The organism is Deltaproteobacteria bacterium (assembly GCA_026712905.1).
Lineage (GTDB): Bacteria > Desulfobacterota > Binatia > UBA9968 > JAJDTQ01 > JAJDTQ01.
In genome coordinates, this window is the sequence record JAPOPM010000077.1 from 59,714 (window position 1) to 78,774 (window position 19,061).

Genomic DNA, 19,061 nt, shown 5'->3' on the forward strand with positions numbered 1-19,061 from the left:
AAGCGGGAATCCAGGGGCGGTGGTGGGGCATTACAGGGGCGTTCCTCCGTCTCGCCACCCCTGGATTCCCGCTTCCGCGGGAATGACGACTCGGGGGTTGGTGCCCATTCTTGTCCGGGCGACGTTTTGCCACGGCCGCTTCCGCGGGAATGACGTTTTCTTGAAACGTCGGCGCAAACTCAGCCGTCGGCCGGCCGTACCCTGCAGAGGGACGACCGGTGCGGCAGCGAGCCGCTGATGGGGTCGCGGTGCTCCGCGTCCACGAGCCCGTTGGGGTTGGCACCGAGCTCGCTGAAGGGATCGTGGCCCGGAAGCTCCAATTCCCGGCAGGGCTGCCACCAGCCGTGCTGCAGGCACACCACCCCCGGAATGATCCGCGCGGTCAGGTTCGCCCGCACCTTGACCGCGCCCTTCGGGCTCTCCACCACCATCCATTGCTTGTGCTCGACGCCGTGCTTTTCTGCCGTATCCGGGTGGAGCTCGGCGCTTGGCTCCGGCGCCGCTTTGCGCAGGCTCGGCAGCGTCCGGTGCTGGCTGTGGACGAACGTCGTGAACTTGGCGTTGGTGAGGACCAGTGGATACTCGGCGGCGACGTCCGGCCTGCTCGTGGGGCTCACCGCCGGCTCCTGGTATTCCGGCAGCGGCGGGAACCCGTGCCGCGCCATGCGGTGCGAGTAGATCTCCACCCTGCCGGACGGATTGTTGAAGCCCTTCGGGCGGCCCTCTCCGTCGGCATCCGCGTATTTCCGGTACCGCCGGGGGCTCTCCAGGGTCACGCCGCCCGGGTGCGCCTTGAGTTCCCCCAGGGTCATGCCGGTGGGCTCGAGCTGGTAGGCAAAGGCCGCCTCCACGTCGCCGCCCCAGAAATCGTCGGCGAAGCCCATGCGCTTGGCCAGCTCGAACACCACCCGGGTGTCCGAGCGCCGCTCCGCCAGGGGCTCCACGGCCTTCGGCCGGTACTGGACGTGGGTGCGGGCATCCACGCGGTGGCGGAACCCGCCGCAGAGGTGATCCATCTCCAGGAAGCTCGTGGCCGGCAGCACGTAGTCGCAGAGCTGGGCCGTGGGCGTCATGAACAACTCGGTGGCCACCCCCAGATCCAGGGCGCTCAAGGCGTCCCGACCGCGTGCCGGGTCTCCGTTGGAAAGCACGGTGTTGGAGCCCAGGTTGATCAAGGCCCGGACCGGATACGGTCTGTCCTCGAGGATGGCGGTGTAGACGTCGTGGGCGGCGCACGCGCCCACGGTTGCCGGCGGACCCAGCGGTTTCTCGTCGCGGCCGATACGCTTGGCCGCGGCCTCGGCGGGGAGGAACTCCTTGCCGTCCAGCCCGCGAAGCGGCGCCATGGGCAGCATCAGGTTACCCCCGGGCGCGTCGATGTCACCCAGCAACGCGTAGAGGATGGAAACGGCCCGGCTGGTCTGGCTCGCGTTGGTATGCTGTCCGATGCCGTTCCACATGAACATGCTCACCGGCCGGCTATCGCCGAGGACGCGGGCCGCCTCGCGGACCTTCTCCGCGGGGACCCGGGTGACGCCCTCGGACCGTTCCGGCGCGTGGGTCGACGCGAGCCGCGCCAGGGCGGCGAACGCCGGCTCGCACGAATGCGTGGCGCCGTCCCGACCGGTCACGCTGAAGGTTCCCGACAGCGCCGGACGCACGTTGTCTTCCGTAGCCACCGGAGACCTCGGATCGCAGGCCGCCGCCCGCTCCGACGTCTCGTCCCAGATCATGTAGCGGTCCGGGCTGCCTCCGGCCGCCACGTCCGCCTCGGTCAAAGCCTCTCCGGTGTCCGTGCGCAGCAGGAACGGGCCGTTCGTCCAGTCGCGCACGAAGGCCTCGTCGTACCGTCCCTCCTCGATCATGACGTGGACGAGGGCCAGGGCCAGCGCCCCGTCGGCGCCCGGGCGCACCTGCAGCAGGACATCCGCCTGGCTGCCGAGGCCGACCCGGCGCGGATCCACCACGACGATCTTCATGCCGCGCTTGCGCGCGGTGACGACGTCCTGGGCCAGCATCAATTGCGTGGAACTCGGGTTGTGGCCCCACAGGAGAAAGGCGCCGCTGTGAAGCACGTCCGGCGACGGCTGCGGCACGCCGAACGTGTAACTGAACACGGTATCCTTGTGCCAGTTGCAGACGTGGGTGGTGGAGAGAGCGTTGGGACTGCCGATGCGGTTGAGCAGGCGCGTGGACCATTGGCTCACGTCGTCCACCGAGGTGCCGCTGGCGGTGCCCCGGGCCATGACGATGGCCTCGGCGCCGTAGCGCTCGCGAATGTTCAGCAGGCGCGCCGCGATGTCGTCCAGGGCCTCGTCCCAGCTCACGCGCTGCCAGCCCGGATCCGCCGCTCCCTTGGGGTTGGTGCGCCGCAAGGGATAGTCCAGGCGCTCCCCGTTGTAGACCAACTCCGGGGCGGCCTTGCCCTTGACGCAGATGGCGCCGCCGTTGGGATGGTCGTAGTCGGGGTCGAGACGCGTCACGCGTCCGTCCTCCACCGTGGCGACGGTGGCGCAGTGGGCGGTGCACAGCACACAATAGCCCCGGACCTTCTCGATTTGTGGTTCCGTCACGCCAACTCCTAGTGTCGTGTCCACTAGTCCCGGTTGGGAATGCCGACGAACCCGTCGCCCCAGCCCGCCTCCTGCGCCGCCCAGCCACCGGCCACCCGGCCGCTGAAGATGGACGGCCCGAGCATGGTCCCCTCCAGGCCCGCGCGGCCGTTGATGTGGCCGCCCGCCATGCCCGCCACCTCGCCGGCGGCGTAAAGGCCCGGAATCGGCTCGAAGTGCTTGTTCAGCGCGCGGCAGCGGATGTCGGTCTTGACCCCGCCGAAGTTCTTGCGCGCCAGCGGGAAGATCTGGATCGCGTAGTACGGCGCCGTGTCGAACTTCTTGGAGAGCTTGAGCGGCTTGCCGAACTCCGGCTCCTTGTCGAGCCCCTGCTCGCACGCCTGGTTGTAGCGCTCCACGTTGTCGAGGAAGGTGGGAACGTCCACCTCCATGCGCCGGGCCAATTCCTCCAGGGAGTCCGCCTTCTTGATGAACGGCGAGTTGTCCAGCAACCCCTGCACCTTGTCCCGGTCCACCTTGTCGCCGGCGCGGTAATAGGGGTCGGCGATCTCCAGCTTGGCGGTCATGGGCGTGTCCACCACCGCCCAGGCGTGCCGCGGCTCCTGGGCCATGAGCGCGGGCGTCGCCGAGTTGCCGCCCGACAACGCCTCGTTGTGGAAGCGCCGGCCCTGCTGGTTGATCCAAATGTAGCCGGGCGCCTGTCGGAAGACCAGGCCGCGCCGCTCACCGGGATCGCGATAGTCCGGCGTGGCGTAGACATAGAACCAGATGTGGTCCATGTGGGTGAGGTAGCCGCCCGCCTGCCGCACCAGCCGGTGGCCGGTTCCTGTGGAGCCCCGGCCCGAGCCCTCCATGACCCGCTCGCCCTTGAGCCTGGGGTTGGCCTCCAGCACCATGTCGATGTTGGAGTTGAACCCGCCGGTGGCCACCACCACCACCTTGCTGTCCACGCGCACCTCGTCGCCCGTCGACGCGTCCTTGCCCACGAAGCCGGTGACCCGGCCGTTGTCGCGCTTGAGCTCGACGATCTCGGTGTTGGACACGATCTCGCCGCCGCGTTCGCGAAAGGCCTGGATGAGATGCGTCATCAGGCCCAGGCCGCTGCTCTCGGCCCGGGTCCAGCGCAACACCGTGTTGCCTTCCTGCTGCTTCATGTCCACCCACTTGACGCCCATGCGCTCGGCCCAAAAGTAGAGGTCATGAAGCGAATGCTCGATGTAGTAGCGCGCCCACACCTCGTCGGCCGAGGGCCCGCCCCACTTGATCCAGTCGTTGAAGGCCAGGTCCGGCGTGTCGATGATGCCGTTGGCCTTCTGGATCGGCGTACCCACGATGAGGCAGCCGCCGCCGGAGATGATGGCGGCGCCGCCCAGGTCCGCCGCCTTCTCGAAGGCGATGGCGCTGGCGCCGGCGTCCCGGGCCTCGATGCCCGCGGCCATCCCGGCCCCACCGGACCCGATGATGGCGACATCCGTGGAGAAATGCTTGGTCTGTGACATGCTGCTCGGCCTCCCTGAACGCGATTGGGGATGAACGCGTCTATGCCCTCAAAGGATGCAGGGTGCGTGGGCGCGGACCCCGGTCTCTCAATGAAATAGACCGGTTAACGTACTCCGTCGCGCGGTGGGCGGTCAAGCCACGTCACAGAAGTCCCTCCCGGTTGAAGCTGAAGAAGCGGTCGTGCCCCACCACCACGTGATCGTGCACACGCACGCCAAGCACCTCGCCCACCTGGCGGAGACGGTGCGTGATCTCCACGTCTTCCCGGCTCGGAGAGGGATCGCCGCTGGGATGGTTGTGGACGAAGATGACCCCGGCGGCGGATTCCCGGATCACCGGGTTGTACACCTCCCGCGGGTGCACGACGGAGGCGGTCAGCGAACCCTCGGAGATCTTCACCTCGCGGATCTTGCGGTTCCGGTTGTTGAGCATGACGACGTAGAACGATTCGCGCTTGGCGTTGATGCACCGGGGCCGGAAGTGGCGGAACACCTCCTCCGGCGAGCTGAGCAACTGCCCCGTCTCGCAGCGCAGGTCCTCGCGCCGGCGTCCCAGTTCCAGGCATGCCTTGAGACGCGCCGCCTTGGCGTGCCCCATGCCCTTGACACCGGTGAGCTCGGCGACGGAGGCATCGTCGATGCCTTGAAGTCCGCCGAAATGCATCAACAGGAGCCGGGCATGATCCAGGGCGCTCTGCTGCTCCCCGGCGCTACCGGTGCCCAGCAGGATCGCGAGCAGTTCCGCCTCCGTCAGATGCTCCGCGCCCCGTTCGAGCAGCTTCTCCCGCGGACGGTCTTCCAGCGGCCATTGGTTGATTCGCGTCATCATGAACCCCGGGTTGACGAACCATGACGGACACCCGTCCGGGGCCGGCAATCCCGGCGGACGGGCGCACGGGTACCCGCGCTCATGAGATAGTTCGGCGCTTTTGGTGGGAACTTTAGGAGGAGACACCGCCCGATACCTCGAGTCGTCATTCCCGCGGAAGCGGGAATCCAGGTGGGGTGCGGGGGAAATTCGCCGGTCCGACCCCTCTCCACCCCTGGATTCCCGCTTCCGCGGGAATGACGGTTCGGGGCGTGGTATCATGTTCGTCGCCGAGCGGAGTTCTGACACGGCTGTTTCGCGGGGATGACGTTCCGTGACGTGGTTGCGTCGGGAGTTCTGACGCCGGCTGTTCCGCGGGAATGACGAGGGGTTGGCGGGACGGCGGGAGGCGCTCTATGGCCTCTCGAAGGTGCCGCTTTTGCCGCCGCTCTTGTGCATGAGGCGGATCTCGCCGACGGTCATTTCCCGGTCCACCGCCTTGCACATGTCGTAGATGGTGAGCCCCGCCACCGAGACCGCGGTGAGCGCCTCCATCTCCACCCCGGTCTTGCCGGAGATGCGGACGCTGGCCTCGATCTCCACGGACGGCGGCTCCTGGCGAGGGTTCAGCTTGACCTCCACTCCGCTGATGTTGAGGGGATGGCACATGGGAATCAGTTCGGACGTCTTCTTGGCGGCCATGATCCCGGCGATGCGCGCCACGGTGAGCACGTCGCCCTTGGGGATCTGCCCCTCGGCGATGGCCGCCAGTGTCTCCGCTCGCATGCTCACCACGCCGTGGGCCACCGCCACGCGCTGGGTCACGTCCTTGCCGGTGACGTCCACCATCCGTACCCGGCCCTGCTCATCGATATGGGACAGCGTTGCCATTCCGAGTCCTCCCGCTTCGCACCAGTCTAGCTCCCAAAGCCGCCAAAGCAAAAGCGCAGGCCACGCCCGACCTACAAGGGAACCTGCCCGTATGTTATGAACGGACCCCATGGCAGACCAGACTCACTACCGCGTCATCATCCTCGGTTCCGGGGCAGCCGGGCTCACCGCCGCCCTGTACACGGCCCGGGCCAACCTCGAGCCGCTGGTGGTCGAAGGTTCCCAGCCCGGCGGCCAGCTCACCATCACCACGGACGTCGAGAACTACCCCGGTTTCCCGGACGGCATCATGGGCCCGGACATGATGGACCAGTTCCGCAAGCAGGCGGAACGCTTCGGCACCAAGATCATCTTCGGCGACGTCACGGCCGTGGAACTGGGCGCGCGGCCCATCGCGCTGCAGGCCGGCAAGGAGCGCTACACCTGCGACGCGCTGATCATCGCCACCGGCGCCACCGCCAAGCTGCTGGGCCTCGAAGCCGAGAACCGCTTCATGGGCCACGGCGTCTCCGCCTGCGCCACCTGCGACGGCTTCTTCTTCAAGAACAAGGAGCTCATCGTGGTCGGCGGCGGCGACACCGCCATCGAAGAGGCCACCTTCCTCACCAAGTTCGCCAGCAAGGTCAGCATCGTGCACCGCCGCGACGAGCTTCGCGCCTCCAAAATCATGCAGGACCGCGCCCGCAACAACCCCAAGATCGAGTTCATCTGGGACACCACCGTGGAGGACATCCACGGCGACGCCCAGGACGGAGGAGTCACCGGTGTGACCCTGCGGAACGTGAAGACCGGCCAGGACGCGACCTTCGCCTGCGACGGCGTCTTCATCGCCATCGGCCACCAACCCAACTCCCAGCTCTTCGAGGGCGTCCTGGAAATGGACGAACTGGGCTACATCAAGACCCACGACGGCACCAAGACGGCCATGGAGGGGGTTTTCGCCTGCGGCGACGTGCAGGACCGGATTTACCGCCAAGCCGTCACCGCGGCCGGCAGCGGCTGCATGGCGGCGATCGATGCAGAGCGGTTTCTCACCGAGCTCGAAAGCGGCGGCTGACCCCAAGGTTGCAATGGACGTCTGTGAAGGCGATCCGAAGCACACGCCGCCGAATCGTCACCCCAATGTTGCAAAAAAGGTTCGTAAAGAGCGATCCGAAACCGGCCCTACGAAACGTCATTCCCGCGAAAGCGGGAATCCAGGCGGCGGGTGGGCGGGGACACCGGCCAGTTGGCCCCTCTCCACCCCTGGATTCCCGCTTTCGCGGGAATGACGTTTCGTAAGATGCGCCGGACGTGCCGCCGGCGTTGTCGAGCCGAGCGTCAGCCCTGCACCGGCCGCACCGGGACTCCCCGCTCCTCCAGATACTGCTTGCACTCGCCGATACTGTACTCGCCGTAGTGGAAGATGGACGCGGCCAGGGCAGCGCTGGCGTGGCCTTGAGCGAAGCCGTCGTGGATGTGTTCGGGATTGCCGACGCCGCCGGAGGCGATGACGGGTATCGTGACGCGGTCGGCGATGGCGCGGGTGAGGGGGAGGTCGTAGCCGTCCTTGGTGCCGTCGCGGTCCATGCTGGTGAGGAGGATCTCGCCGGCGCCGTACTCGGCCATGCGCTCGGCCCAGTCGCAGGCGTCGATGCCGGTGGGCTTGCGGCCGCCGTGGGTGAAGACCTCCCAGTGATCGCCGACCTGCTTGGCGTCGATGGCCACGACGATGCACTGGCTGCCGAAGGTCTCGGCGGCTTCGCGCACGAACTCCGGTCGGGACACGGCGGCGGTGTTGATGGAGACCTTGTCGGCGCCGGCCTGGAGCAGGCGGCGGATGTCGGCGTTTTCGCGAATGCCGCCGCCCACGGTGAGGGGCATGAAGATCTCGTCGGCGGTGCGCGCCACCACGTCCAGAATGATGCCGCGCTGCTCGTGGGACGCGGTGATGTCCAGGAAGCAGAGCTCGTCGGCGCCGGCGGCGTCGTAGGCGCGCGCGACTTCCACCGGGTCGCCGGCGTCGCGGATGTCCACGAACCGGATCCCCTTCACCACCCGGCCGGCATCGACGTCGAGGCAGGGTATGATGCGCTTAGTCAGCATCGCCGCCTCCGGCCGCCGCCATGGCTTCGGCAATGGTGAAGGCGCCGTTGTACAGCGCCCGGCCCACGATGACCCCCTCGATGCCGTCGCCGGCGAACCCCGCCAGCGCGCGGATGTCGTCCAGGGAGCCGACCCCGCCGGACGCGATTACCGGGATGCCCACGGCCCGGGCCACCTGCGCGGTCTGTTCCGCGTTGACGCCCGCGCCCGTGCCGTCGCGGCTGATGTCGGTGTAGATGATGCGCGCGGCGCCGTCCTGCTCGCAGCGGCGCGCCAGTTCCAGTGCGTCCATGGCGGTGTCGTCGCGCCAGCCCCGCACCGCCACCTTGCCGGCGCGTGCGTCGATGCCCACCACCACTTGGCCGGGGAAACGCTCGCACGCTCCCCGCAGGAACTCCGGGTCCTCGTACGCCTTGGTCCCGATGACCACCCGCGCCACGCCCGCGGCCATGGCCTGTTCCACCGCTTCGAGAGTGCGCAGCCCGCCGCCCACCTCCACCGCCACGCCGGACTCGGCGCAGATGCCGGCCAACTCGGACAGGTGCACCGGACGTCCCTCCACCGCGCCGTTCAGGTCCACCACGTGAATCATGCGGGCGCCCTCTTCCACCAGGTGCCGGGCGGCGTCCAGGGGTTCCTGGTAGTAGACGGTCTCCTGGTCCATGTCCCCTTGGTACAGGCGCACGCAGCGGCCGTCCTTGATGTCGATGGCGGGTATGATCAGCATGTCGGCGGTATCAACGGTGTCTCAACGATGTCGATCGAGCGGCGTATCCTGCGCAACCGGCCAACGGTCAGGCGGAGCCGTTCTCGGCGAAGCGCCCGAAGTTCTCGAGGATGCGCAGGCCGATGGCCTGGCTTTTCTCGGGGTGGAACTGGCACGCGAAGAGATGGTCGGTGGCGATGCTCGAAACGAAGGGCGTCCCGTGGGAGGTGATGGTGGCCACCACGGACTCATCCGCGGGCGCGGCGTAGAACGAGTGCACGAAGTACACCCGGGAGGCGTCGTCGATGCCTTCCAGAAAGCGCGTGCGCTTGCGGATCTCGATGGCGTTCCAGCCCATGTGCGGCACCTTGAGGTCCTCGCCGGCGGCGAACCCGAGGACCTTGCCCGGCACCAGACCCAGGCCATCGGGCGAGCCGAACTCCTCGCTTTCATCGAACAGGAGCTGCAGCCCCAGGCAGATGCCGAGGAACGGCCGCTTGCGGCGCACCACGTCCTGGATCACGTCCACCAACCCGAAATGCTGGAGGTTCTCCATGCAAGTGTGAAACGCGCCCACGCCGGGCAGCACGACGCCCCGGGCGTCCGCGATGCGTCCGGGGTCGCGCGTGACGCCGGCTTCGAAGCCCACCCGCTCCAGCCCCTTCTGCACGCTCCTCAGATTACCCATGCCGTAGTCGACAACCGCGATCACCAGGAGTCCTCCAGTCCGTCAAACAACTTGTAATCGTCTTTCCCGCCGAACAGGCTGTGACAAAATTCATGACGCCATTCCGTAACGGAACGTCATTCCCGCGGAAGCGGGAATCCAGGAGGGGTGCGGCGGGGACACGCCGCCGTAGCCCCCCTCCACATCCCCTGGATTCCCGCTTCCGCGGGAATGACGATTCGGGACGTTTCTACAAGCTCCCCTTCGTGGACAGCACTCCTTCGATCCGCTCGTCCAGTCCCGTGGCCCGGTCCATGGCCCGGGCGAACCCCTTGAAGCATGCCTCGATGACGTGGTGCGGGTTCTCGCCGTGCTGGACGTCCATGTGCAGGTTCATGCCGAGCTGGTTGACGAAGGCCTGGTAGAACTCGTGCGGCAGATCGGTGTCGAAGGTGCCGACCCGGCCGCCGCGGATCTTGACGCGGTAGGCCATGTAGGGCCGGCCGCTCAGGTCCACCACCACCCGCGCCAGGGCCTCGTCCAGCGGCACTGTGGCTTCGCCGAACCGGCGGATGCCGTGCTTGTCGCCCAGGGCGTCCTTGAACGCCTGTCCCAGGGTCAGGCCCACGTCCTCCACCGTGTGATGGTAGTCCACCTCGAGGTCACCCACCGCCCTCACCGTCACGTCGAACAGCCCGTGGCGCGTGAAGATCTCCAGCATGTGGTCGAAGAACGGGATGCCGGTGTCCACCCGCGCCTGCCCCTTGCCGTCGATGTCCAGGGTGGCGGTGATCTCCGTCTCCTTGGTCTTGCGATGGACCGTTGCCGTTCTACCCATCTGATGTCTCCTGACCTGCGTAAGCGTTATGTCGCGAATGGCGTCCTGAGCGTAGCGAGCCGAAGTCGAAGGACGCCAAATCCATCACCTCAGCGGTCCGCCAGCCGCGCCTCCACCGCTCGCGCGTGCTCATCCAGTCCCTCGCGGCGCGCGAGATGGATCACGGCCGGGGCCAGCGCCTTCAGGCCCCGGGCTTCCGCGCGCACGATGCTGGTGCGCTTGAGGAAGTCGTAGGCGCCCAGGGGCGAGAAGAAGCGCGCGCTCCCGCCGGTGGGCAGCACGTGGTTGGGGCCGGCCACGTAGTCGCTCAAGGCCGGGGTGGCGTGGGCGCCGATGAAGATCGCGCCGGCGTTGCGCACCGCGTCCACGTACTTGTCCGGCTCCCGCACCATGATCTGCACGTGCTCGGGGGCGATGGCGTTGGTGATCTCCACCGCTTCCTTCAGCGAACGCGTCACCATGATGGTGCCGAACCGGCGCAGCGCCCCGAGGGTGATGGCCTGGCGCCGGGTGCTCTTGAGCTGCTCCTCGATGGCCGCCTGAACCTTGCGCGCCGTGGCCATGGACGGCGTGACGCACACCGCCGCCGCGAGCTCGTCGTGCTCCGCCTGGGAAAGCATGTCCGCGGCCACGTAACGCGGGTCCGCGGAGCCGTCCACCAGCAGCAGCACCTCGCTGGGACCGGCGATGGAGTCGATGTCCACCTGGCCGAAGACCAGACGCTTGGCGGCCGCAACGTAGACGTTGCCGGGGCCGACGATCTTGTCCACCCGCGGGATGGTCTCGGTGCCGTACGCCAGGGCCGCCACGGCCTGGGCTCCGCCCACGCGGAAGACCCGGTGAGCGCCGGCCACGCGCGCGGCCGCCAGCACCAGCGCGGCTTCTTCCCGCACCGGGGTGGTGACGGCCACCTCCGGCACGCCCGCAGTCACCGCCGGGATCACGGTCATCAGCACGGTGGACGGGTACGCGGCCTTGCCGCCCGGCACGTACGCGCCGGCGCGCTCCACCGGGCGGATGCGCTGACCCAGCTCCAGGCCCAGGGAATCGCGGTAGCTCCAGCTCTTCTCGATCTGGCGGCGGTGGAAACGCCGGATGCGCGCGGCCGCAAGCCGCAACGCCCGCAGGTCCTCCTTGGAGACCTCCTCGCAGGCCCGTTCCATCTCGTCCGCCGACACCTCCAGCCCGGACGCTTTCAGGGCGACGCCGTCAAACGCCTTGGCGTAGCGCACCAGCGCCTTGTCTCCGTGCCGGCGCACGTTGTCGATGATCTCGGCCACGCGCGCCTCGACGTCCTTCTCGATCTCGCCGCGCCGCCGCAGGATCCGGTCGAGCTTCTTCCGGAAGCCCGCATCCGTGGTCTTCACGATGTCAATCGTCACGCGCCACCCTTCGGATGTCCGCGCCCAGACCGGCGAGCTTGCCCTCGATGTTCTCGTAGCCCCGGTCCAGGTGGTACACCCGCGCCACCTCGGTCACGCCCCGCGCCACCAGACCGGCCAGCACCAGCGACACGCTGGCGCGCAGGTCGGTGGCCATCACCGGCGCGCCGGAAAGCTCGGGCACCCCCCGGACCTCGGCCTGATGGCCGTCGAGGGCGATGCGCGCGCCCATGCGGTTCAACTCCTGGACGTGCATGAACCGGTTCTCGAAGATGTTCTCGGTGATGACGCTGGCGCCGTCCGCCACCGCCATCAACACCATCATCTGCGCCTGCAGGTCCGTGGGGAAGCCCGGATAGGGTTGCGTGGCCACGTCCGTGCCGTGAACCCGCCCGTTGCCCGTGACGCGGACGCCGCCGGGCTCGGCCGTGACCCGTGCACCGGTCTCCCGGAGCTTGGCCAGAAAGGCTTCGAGGTCGTGCGCTCTGGCGTCCTCGATCCGCACGTCGCCTCCGGTCAGGGCGGCACCGACCATGAACGTGCCCGCCTCGATGCGGTCCGGCCCCATCTCGTGCTCCGTCCCGTGAAGCTCCGAAACGCCTTCCACGCAGATGACCCCCGTACCGGCTCCGCCGACCCGCGCGCCCATCTCGGTCAGCACCACGGCCAGCTCCACGATCTCCGGCTCGCACGCCGCGTTGCGGATCTCGGTCTCCCCGCGAGCGAGTGTGGCGGCCATCATGAGGTTCTCCGTGGCGCCTACCGAGGGGAAGTCGAGATCGATGACGGCGCCCTTGAGCTCCTTCGCCCGCGCCTCGATGTAGCCGTGGTCCTGGCGGATGCACGCGCCCATGCGTTCCAGCCCCCGGAGGTGCAGGTCCACCGGCCGCGAACCGATGGCGCAGCCGCCGGGTGTGGATACCCGCGCCTCGCCGAACCGCGCCAGCAGCGGCCCCAGCACCAGGAAGGACGCGCGCATGGTCTTGACCAGGTCATAGGGCGCTTCAAGGTCGTGGATGTGGGCCGCGGTGAGCTCCAGATGGCCGTCCGCCAACAGGTCCTTCTCGATGGTGACGCCGAGCCGCGACAGCAGGCGCAGGGTCGTGCTCACGTCGCGCAGGGCGGGCACTCGGCGGTAGGAACATTTGTCGGCGGAGAGCAGCGCCGAGATGATCACCGGCAGGGCCGCGTTCTTCGACCCGCCGAGGGCCACCGTGCCCTCCAGAACCGCCCCTCCGTTGATGATGATGCTGTCCAAGTCCGCTGACCTCGTCTGGTGGTCCGCCCAGACTAGTTTCCCGCCCTACCGGTTACCCGTATTCTCTCCGCGGCTACCACTCTTGGCAGACCCGCGTAGTCCCGCTGCATCCGTACCCCGCGGATGTCCCGGTGCGCGCGAAACAGCTCACACACGGCGTCGCCCAGGTCGGCGCCGACCTCCACGGCGAGCAATCCGCCTTCCCGGAGCAGCGGGATTGCTTCCTCGACGATGCGCCGGTAGAACCCCATCCCGTCCACGCCGCCGTCCAAAGCCAGGGTCGGCTCCCATTCGCGCACGTCCCGGGGCAGCCGCGCCATTTCGCGGGTGGAGATGTAGGGCGGGTTCGACACCACCGCGTCGAAGTATCCCGGCAGATCCCGCACCGGCGCACACAGGTCGCCCTGGAATAGGTGGATACGCCGCCCGACCCCGTGCCGGCGCGCGTTCTTCCGCGCCACCGCCAGCGCCGGCGCGGAAACGTCCGTGGCCCACACCTCCGCCTCCGGGCATTCCCTGGCCACGCTCAGGGCGATGGCGCCGCTGCCGGTCCCCAGGTCCAGGACTCGCTGCCAACCGTGGCGCTCGGATAGAGAATCAACCACGGCCTCCACCAAATGCTCCGTCTCGGGACGCGGAATGAGCACGTCCCGAGTCACGGCGAACTCCAACGACCAGAACTCCTGCGTCCCTCTCAGGTACGCTACCGGTTCACCGCCCGCCCGCCGGCCCACGAGCGCCACGAAGCGTTCCGTCTCGCGTGCATCCAGTACCGTCTCGGGACTCCGGTAGAGATCCTCGCGTGACCATCCGAGCGCTTCCATCAAGAGCAACTCGGCATCGAGCCTGGATGTCGAGCAGCCCGCCTCCGCGAGCCGAGCGGTGGCGCGACGAAGGACGTCCATGACAATGGCTGGGTCTTTCGCGCCATCCGGGACTGCCGTTCCAGGTTCGTCATTCCCGCGGAAGCGGGAATCCAGGGGCGGTGGTCCTGGCGCGGGCTGTTCCCCGGTCGTGACGTTCGCGCGCGTCGCTGCTTTCGCCGCATCCAACGGTTCACCCCGTGGCCTGCAGCGCTTCGGCCTGGTGGTACGTGATCAGGCCGTCGATCAGGTCCTTCACGCCGCCGTCCATGATCTGGTCCAGCTTGTAGAGGGTCAGGTTGATGCGGTGGTCGGTGACGCGGCCCTGGGGGAAGTTGTAGGTGCGTACGCGCTCGCTGCGGTCGCCGCTGCCGACCATGAGCTTGCGCGAGGCGGCGATTTCCGAGCGCTGCGCCTCCTGGGTCTTCTCGAGCAGACGCGCGCGCAGGATCTTGAGCCCCTTGGACTTGTTCTTGTGCTGCGACTTCTCGTCCTGGCACGACACCACGATGCCCGTGGGTACGTGGGTGATGCGCACCGCGGAGTCGGTGGTGTTCACGCTCTGGCCGCCCGGCCCCGACGAGCGGAACACGTCGATGCGCAGGTCCTTCGGGTCGATGTCCACGTCCACGTCGTCCGCCTCGGGAAGAACGGCTACCGTCACCGCCGAGGTGTGGATACGCCCCGACGTCTCGGTCACCGGAACCCGCTGGACACGGTGCACGCCGCCCTCGAACTTGAGCTGGCTGTAGGCGCCCTTCCCCTCGATGAGGGCGATGATCTCCTTGAAGCCTCCCAGGCCCGTGGGGTTGGAGCTCAGGATCTCCACCTTCCAGCCCTTTTCTTCCGCATACCTGCCGTACATGCGAAAGAGGTCGGCGCTGAACAGCGACGCCTCCTCGCCGCCCGTGCCCGCCCGGATCTCCAGGAGAACGTTTTTGTCGTCGTTGGGATCCTTGGGCAGCAGCAGGATCTTGAGCTGCTGCTCCAGCGCCTCCTGGCGCTCCTTCAGGTCCTCCAGCTCCTGGGCCGCGAGCTCCCGGATCTCCGGATCGCCGTCTTCCAGCAGCTCGCGGTTATCCTGGATCTCCTGATCGAGCTTGCGCCACTCGCGGTAACAGGTCACCACCTCGGCCAGATCGGAGCGTTCCTTGGCGACCCTGGAGAACTCCTTGCGGTCCTCCGGCAGCCTGGGATCCGCAAGGAGCGTCTCCAGCTCCTCGTAACGGCTCTCCACTTCAGCGATCTTGTCGAGCATGCTCACGGTCTTGCCTGATGCCAAAAAGCAAAGGGGCAAAGGGAATTCGCGCCACCCTTTGCCCCTTCGCCGTCAGAGCCGGTCGGGAACTTCCTCAATCCTTGATACCGTATCGCCTCTTGAACTTCTCGACCCGGCCGGCGGTGTCGAGCAGCTTCTGCTTGCCGGTATAGAAGGGATGACAGTTGGCGCAGATCTCGGTATGGATGGCCTTGGCGGTGGAGCGGATCTCGAAGGAGTGGCCGCAGGCGCATACCACGTTCACGGGTTTGTACTCGGGGTGAATGTCGGGTTTCATGGTCGACCTCGCTGGAATTGCATGTTTATAGCACGAGGCGCGTGCGCCGCCAAATCTAGTGTGGTGTCCGGTTGACTAGAGCCGCGCGCCCCCGCAAGCACGCGTCAGTCGAACTGCCGCAACACGTGCCGCGCGATGACCATGCGCATGACCTCGGACGCGCCCTCGGTGATGAGCCGGCTGCGCTGATCGCGGAACCAGTACTCGATGGGCAGGTCGGTAGTGAGTCCGACGCCGCCGTGGATCTGCAGCACCCGGTCCACCACCCGGAAGGACATCTCGTCGGCGAAGACCTTGACCATGTAACCTTCGTTGCGCATGTCCTCGCCCCGGTCGTACTTCCAGGCCGCGTGGTAGACCATCAGGGTGGCGGCGTGCAGTTCGGTGTAGGAGTCCGCCAGCTTGAACTGGATGGCCTGCCGCTCGGCCAACGGCTTGCCGAAGGTCACCCGCTGCTTGGCGTAGCGCGCGCCCATCTCGATGGCGCGACTCGCCACACCGATGGCGCGGCCGCCGTGCTTCAGGCGGCCGATGCCGAGCCACTTCTGCCCGAGCTTGAAGCCCTCGCCCTCGGCGCCGATCATGTTCGCCGCCGGCACGCGACAGTTGTCGAACACGATCTCGCACGGCTCGTAGCCCATCATGGTCTTGTACTTGGCGGTGATCTGCACCCCCGGGTTGTCCATGTCCACGAGGATGCAGGAGATGCCACCATGGGAGCCCTTGCTGAGATCGGTGGCCACCATGACCTGGGCGAAGTCGGCCTCGTCCGCGTCGCTGATGAAGCGCTTGACGCCGTTGATCACGTACTCGTCACCGTCGCGCACGGCGCGGGTGCGCATGGAGCCGGGATCGGAGCCGGCATCGGGCTCGGTCTGGGCGAAGCAGGCGCGTTTCTCCTCGCGCAGCAGCGGGTAGAGGTATTGTTCCTTCTGCTCTTCGTTCATGGCGTAGAGCACCGGCCGCACCTCGGGTCCGAAGATGCTGTGGCCGCGGGACGGGAGCGCCACCGAGCGCGCCACCTCGGCCCACACGATGACCTGGCCCAGCAGGCTCAGCCCGGCGCCGCCGAATTCCTCGGGCACGTCGAGCATCCACAACCCCATCTCGCGGGTCTTGGCCTCGAAGCGCTCGCGGTACTCGGGCTTGAGCTTCACGCCGTCCCGGCACTCCATCTCCACCGGGATGAGTTCCTGGTCGACGAACTTCCGCACGGTTTCCTGAAGCAGTTGCAGTTCCTCGGGCAGTTCAAAATCCATGATTTCCTCCTCGTTGCGGGGTTGGGTGTGGTGACCCCTCGCCACCCATGGATTCCCGCCCCCGGATCGAAGTCCGGGGCAAGCTTCGCGGGAATGACGGAAAATAGCGGCGCTCACGCCGTTCCCGGGGGCGGGCGTCACCCGTGGTTATTCAGGAACGGGATCAGCACGGCGGCCAGTTCGTCGGGCTTTTCGTGCTGCACGTGATGGCCGGCGCCGGGGATCTCCACCAGGGTCTTGTTGGGGAAGTGTGCGATCCGGTCGTAGCGCGGCGACGCCCGGTAGCCCGAATCCGCGCCGAACACCAGCAGCGTGGGACAGTCGATACGCTCGATGAAGGCCTGGACCTGGGCTTCGGAGAGGGACGAGTACGACGGGTTGCGCGCCCGCGGATCGTACTTCCACACCAAGCCGTTCGGGGTCCGGCGGGTGCCGTGGCGCGCCATGTGCATCGCCACCCGGTTCGGGATCAGCGGGAAGCGGCGGCAAACCGCATCGGCGGCCTGCGCCACGGTGGCATAGTAGGTCAGGATCGTGTCCGAGCCGTCGTCGCGCGTCCAGCGGCCGAACAGCTCGGGGGTCTCGCGCTCGGTGCGGCCGTAGGGACCCGCCGACTCGATGATCACGAGCCGCTTGATCTTCTCCGGCAGCGCGCCGGCGAAGACCACGGCCATGCTGCCGCCGAGGGAGTGGGCCACCAGCGTGATCCGGTCCTTCTTGATGTGGCGCAGCAGGCCCACCACGTCCAGCACGAAATCCTCGTGCCGGTAGCCGCGCTCCTGGCCGACCCAGCCGCTGTCGCCGTGGCCGCGCAGGTCCAGGGCCACCATGTGAGGCAGGCTGAAGCCCGCCTTGTCGAAGGACTCCAGCAGGAAGTCCCAGGTGTGGCTGTGGTCGCGGTTGCCGTGGACGAAGACGTACGTCTCCTGCTCCGGATCGCCGGCCTCCAGATAGTGGACCCGGGTCCCGTCGATCTCGAAGGTCCCGTCGCGAAATTCCGATCGCAACTCCATCACCTCTTGGTCTTTTTCAAACTCCAGCGCGAGGTTCGCCCCTACCTGCCCACGTCCGCGATGCCCATCTGGCCCAACTGGCGCCAGCCGGTGCTGCTGTCCAGCAACAGGCGGTCGGCCTCGTCGGGGCCGTCGGTGAACGGATAATAGTTGGGGAACCGGGGCGCCGGCAGATCCTGCCAGCCCGACAGGATCGAGTCGGTGAAGCGCCACGCGTAATCCACCTCGTCGGAGCGGGTGAACAGCGACGCGTCGCCGCGCATGGCGTCCAGCAAGAGCCGCTCGTACGCCTCGGGCGAACGCTGTTCGAAGGCCTCGTACATGAAATCCATGTTGACCTTCGCCAGGTTGATCTGCATTCCCGGACGCTTGCACGCGAAGGACAGGCTGATGCCTTCCTGGGGCTGGATGCGCAGGATCAGCACGTTGGCGCTGGCCGCGGCCATGGCGTGTCCGTTGGGCGCGGCCTGATGGCGGAACAGACGCAGCGGCGGATGCCTGAACTGCACCGCGATCTCCGACACGCGGTTGCGCAGGCGCTTGCCCGTGCGCAGCACGAAGGGAACGCCTGCCCAGCGCCAGTTGTCGATCTTGGCGCGCAGCGCGACGTAGGTCTCGGTGGTGGACAGTGGGTCCACGCCTTCCTCCTGGCGGTAACCCTTGACCACCTCGCCGCGCAACTCGCCGAAGCCGTACTGCCCCCGCACCGTGCATTCCCGGACCTCCTCGGGCGTGCCGCAGGGGATCAGCGCGCGCAAGAGCTTCACCTTCTCGTCGCGGATGGACACGGGCTCCACCGCCGCGGGCGGCTCCATGGCGATGAGGCACAGCAGTTGCAGCATGTGGTTCTGCACGATGTCGCGCAGCGCTCCGGCGTTGTCGTAGAACGCGCCGCGCCGCCCTTCCATGCCCAGGGTTTCGGCCACCGTGATCTGGACGTTCTCCACGTACTTCTGGTTGAACAGCGGCTCGAAGATGGCGTTGCCGAAGCGGAAGCTCAGGATGTTCTGGACCGTTTCCTTCCCGAGGTAGTGGTCGATGCGGTAGATCTGGCTCTCGTCGAGGATGCCGGTGACCTCCTCGTTCATCTCCCGCGCGCTCCGGAGGTCGTGTCCGAACGGCTTCTCGATGATGACATGGGACCATTGGGGCTCTTCGGGATTCCGGATGAGGCCCGCGGCGTTCAGGTTCCGGATGATGGGCGTGAAGAACTCCGGCGCCACCGAGAGGTAGAACAGCCGGTTGCCGGGGAGGTCGCGTTCGGCGTCGAGGGAGTCGAGCCGGGCCTTGAGCCGGTGAAAGGACTCGATGTCGGTGTTGTTGCCCGGCTGGTAGTGGAGCGCCGCGAACAGGGGGCTGCCGGCGTCCACGTCCGCGAAGTCCTCGCGCATTTCGCCGATCATGCGCTCCCGGTACGCCTCGTCGGTCATTTCCGTGCGCGAGAAGCCCACCACCGCGTAACGCTCGGGCAGATAGCCCGCCTGCTCGAGGTGGTACAGCGCGGGAATCAGCTTGCGCTTGCTCAGGTCCCCGGACGCCCCGAAGATCACTACCGTCAGGGGATCCTTGGCGCGAAACGAGTCGTCTGCCTTGTGGTTGCCCTTGCCGCCGCTGATGCGTACCGAGGCCTGCATGCCGTCGCGAGATTCCATCCGTTATTCTC

General features: G+C 67.4%; 17 protein-coding genes. 1 reads left to right on the forward strand and 16 read right to left on the reverse strand.

From position 1 onward, the window contains the following. Positions 1 to 179: 179 nt before the first annotated feature. From OXF11_06085 to moaC, 4 genes are all read right to left on the reverse strand, one after another. The gene (locus OXF11_06085) at positions 180 to 2,573 is read right to left on the reverse strand and encodes a molybdopterin-dependent oxidoreductase (protein ID MCY4486672.1); all 2,394 of its coding nucleotides are present in this window, start codon (positions 2,571 to 2,573) and stop codon (positions 180 to 182) included. A gap of 23 nt (positions 2,574 to 2,596) precedes the next feature. Next, positions 2,597 to 4,072 (reverse strand): FAD-binding protein, encoded by a 1,476-nt coding sequence (locus OXF11_06090; protein MCY4486673.1) that lies wholly within the window; start codon positions 4,070 to 4,072, stop codon positions 2,597 to 2,599. 142 nt (positions 4,073 to 4,214) lie between these two features. Next, entirely contained in the window at positions 4,215 to 4,901 is a 687-nt protein-coding gene (radC, locus tag OXF11_06095) for a DNA repair protein RadC (GenBank protein ID MCY4486674.1), read from the reverse strand. Positions 4,902 to 5,294: 393 nt separating this feature from the next. Further along, a complete protein-coding gene (gene moaC, locus OXF11_06100; protein ID MCY4486675.1) occupies positions 5,295 to 5,771 on the reverse strand; it encodes a cyclic pyranopterin monophosphate synthase MoaC in 477 nt (158 codons plus the stop codon). A 109-nt stretch (positions 5,772 to 5,880) separates the two neighbouring features. On the opposite strand from moaC, the gene trxB reads away from it, so the two are divergent. Further along, positions 5,881 to 6,828, forward strand: a complete 948-nt coding sequence (trxB, locus tag OXF11_06105) for a thioredoxin-disulfide reductase (protein MCY4486676.1) — start codon at positions 5,881 to 5,883, stop codon at positions 6,826 to 6,828. Between the two features lie 263 nt (positions 6,829 to 7,091). On the opposite strand, the gene hisF is transcribed toward trxB, so the two are convergent. The 12 genes from hisF to zwf form a co-directional block, all read right to left on the reverse strand. Then, complete coding sequence (gene hisF / locus OXF11_06110; protein MCY4486677.1) at positions 7,092 to 7,856, reverse strand: imidazole glycerol phosphate synthase subunit HisF; 765 nt, start codon at positions 7,854 to 7,856, stop codon at positions 7,092 to 7,094. Continuing rightward, positions 7,846 to 8,583, reverse strand: coding sequence for a 1-(5-phosphoribosyl)-5-[(5-phosphoribosylamino)methylideneamino]imidazole-4-carboxamide isomerase (gene hisA / locus OXF11_06115; protein ID MCY4486678.1), 738 nt, complete (start codon positions 8,581 to 8,583; stop codon positions 7,846 to 7,848). The genes hisF and hisA overlap by 11 nt, the downstream gene beginning before the upstream one ends. Before the next feature lie 67 nt (positions 8,584 to 8,650). After that, the gene (gene hisH, locus OXF11_06120) at positions 8,651 to 9,274 is read right to left on the reverse strand and encodes an imidazole glycerol phosphate synthase subunit HisH (GenBank protein ID MCY4486679.1); all 624 of its coding nucleotides are present in this window, start codon (positions 9,272 to 9,274) and stop codon (positions 8,651 to 8,653) included. 205 nt (positions 9,275 to 9,479) lie between these two features. Next, positions 9,480 to 10,067, reverse strand: coding sequence for an imidazoleglycerol-phosphate dehydratase HisB (gene hisB, locus OXF11_06125; GenBank protein MCY4486680.1), 588 nt, complete (start codon positions 10,065 to 10,067; stop codon positions 9,480 to 9,482). 89 nt (positions 10,068 to 10,156) lie between these two features. Next, complete coding sequence (gene hisD, locus OXF11_06130) at positions 10,157 to 11,449, reverse strand: histidinol dehydrogenase (protein MCY4486681.1); 1,293 nt, start codon at positions 11,447 to 11,449, stop codon at positions 10,157 to 10,159. Next, positions 11,439 to 12,707 (reverse strand): UDP-N-acetylglucosamine 1-carboxyvinyltransferase, encoded by a 1,269-nt coding sequence (gene murA, locus OXF11_06135; protein ID MCY4486682.1) that lies wholly within the window; start codon positions 12,705 to 12,707, stop codon positions 11,439 to 11,441. Before murA ends, hisD begins: the two co-directional genes overlap by 11 nt. A 32-nt stretch (positions 12,708 to 12,739) precedes the next feature. Further along, a complete protein-coding gene (gene prmC / locus OXF11_06140) occupies positions 12,740 to 13,612 on the reverse strand; it encodes a peptide chain release factor N(5)-glutamine methyltransferase (GenBank protein MCY4486683.1) in 873 nt (290 codons plus the stop codon). Between the two features lie 151 nt (positions 13,613 to 13,763). Further along, positions 13,764 to 14,828: a peptide chain release factor 1 gene (prfA, locus tag OXF11_06145; GenBank protein ID MCY4486684.1), complete on the reverse strand. Its 1,065-nt coding sequence runs from the start codon at positions 14,826 to 14,828 to the stop codon at positions 13,764 to 13,766. A 94-nt stretch (positions 14,829 to 14,922) separates the two neighbouring features. Further along, positions 14,923 to 15,126 carry a 50S ribosomal protein L31 gene (gene rpmE / locus OXF11_06150; protein MCY4486685.1) on the reverse strand — a complete coding sequence of 68 codons (204 nt, stop codon included), beginning with the start codon at positions 15,124 to 15,126 and terminating at the stop codon, positions 14,923 to 14,925. 104 nt (positions 15,127 to 15,230) lie between these two features. Beyond that, entirely contained in the window at positions 15,231 to 16,385 is a 1,155-nt protein-coding gene (locus OXF11_06155) for an acyl-CoA/acyl-ACP dehydrogenase (protein MCY4486686.1), read from the reverse strand. Positions 16,386 to 16,522: 137 nt separating this feature from the next. Then, a complete protein-coding gene (locus tag OXF11_06160; protein ID MCY4486687.1) occupies positions 16,523 to 17,398 on the reverse strand; it encodes an alpha/beta hydrolase in 876 nt (291 codons plus the stop codon). Positions 17,399 to 17,439: 41 nt separating this feature from the next. Then, complete coding sequence (gene zwf / locus OXF11_06165; protein MCY4486688.1) at positions 17,440 to 19,050, reverse strand: glucose-6-phosphate dehydrogenase; 1,611 nt, start codon at positions 19,048 to 19,050, stop codon at positions 17,440 to 17,442. Between the last annotated feature and the right edge of the window lie 11 nt (positions 19,051 to 19,061).

Coding starts and splice junctions, on each gene's coding strand:
- OXF11_06090 (MCY4486673.1), bottom strand. CDS start 4,072: ATGTCACAGACCAAGCATTTCTCCACGGATGTCGCCATCATCGGGTCC.
- radC (MCY4486674.1), bottom strand. CDS start 4,901: ATGATGACGCGAATCAACCAATGGCCGCTGGAAGACCGTCCGCGGGAG.
- moaC (MCY4486675.1), bottom strand. CDS start 5,771: ATGGCAACGCTGTCCCATATCGATGAGCAGGGCCGGGTACGGATGGTG.
- trxB (MCY4486676.1), top strand. CDS start 5,881: ATGGCAGACCAGACTCACTACCGCGTCATCATCCTCGGTTCCGGGGCA.
- hisF (MCY4486677.1), bottom strand. CDS start 7,856: ATGCTGACTAAGCGCATCATACCCTGCCTCGACGTCGATGCCGGCCGG.
- hisA (MCY4486678.1), bottom strand. CDS start 8,583: ATGCTGATCATACCCGCCATCGACATCAAGGACGGCCGCTGCGTGCGC.
- hisB (MCY4486680.1), bottom strand. CDS start 10,067: ATGGGTAGAACGGCAACGGTCCATCGCAAGACCAAGGAGACGGAGATC.
- prmC (MCY4486683.1), bottom strand. CDS start 13,612: ATGGACGTCCTTCGTCGCGCCACCGCTCGGCTCGCGGAGGCGGGCTGC.
- prfA (MCY4486684.1), bottom strand. CDS start 14,828: ATGCTCGACAAGATCGCTGAAGTGGAGAGCCGTTACGAGGAGCTGGAG.
- rpmE (MCY4486685.1), bottom strand. CDS start 15,126: ATGAAACCCGACATTCACCCCGAGTACAAACCCGTGAACGTGGTATGC.
- OXF11_06155 (MCY4486686.1), bottom strand. CDS start 16,385: ATGGATTTTGAACTGCCCGAGGAACTGCAACTGCTTCAGGAAACCGTG.
- OXF11_06160 (MCY4486687.1), bottom strand. CDS start 17,398: ATGGAGTTGCGATCGGAATTTCGCGACGGGACCTTCGAGATCGACGGG.
- zwf (MCY4486688.1), bottom strand. CDS start 19,050: ATGGAATCTCGCGACGGCATGCAGGCCTCGGTACGCATCAGCGGCGGC.